At 60.0% G+C, this 380-nt stretch carries 1 protein-coding gene; it reads right to left on the bottom strand.

The window, feature by feature from the left end; genetic code table 11:
• The coding region (locus ACYQ1A_RS21820; RefSeq protein WP_499365825.1) for a hypothetical protein at window positions 1-380 on the bottom strand (380 nt) is incomplete at both ends.

Below are 380 nucleotides of genomic sequence, written 5' to 3'. Positions count from 1 at the left end.
GTGCTGCGATTCAGCCGCGTCTGGATTTCATCCTTCAGCCGCCGCGCCTGCAGATTGCGCGGATTGTCCTGCAAGACTTGCTCGACCACGGTCATGGCGTCTTCAGGATGCTCGGTCTTGATGGTGCCGACGTATTTGAGCATCGAGGCGTGGCGCAAATCCATTTCGATATTGTTGACCACTTCTTTGGCGCGCAGATTGCCGCTGTCCCATTGCAATACATGCTGGAACGACGCCAGCGCCGTGGCGCTATCGCCGGTGGCGCGCGCGGCTTCGCCTTGCTTGATCAGGTTCTGCACATAGAACTGGCGCTGGCGCTCAAAGGTGGCGCGCAGCTTGATGTCGTCCGGGCTGGCCCGCAGTTCGTCCTGCATCAGCTT

The organism is Silvimonas sp. JCM 19000 (assembly GCF_054652575.1).
Note: the sequence above shows the minus strand (reverse complement) of the source record. Positions and strands in the feature narration are given on the sequence as shown.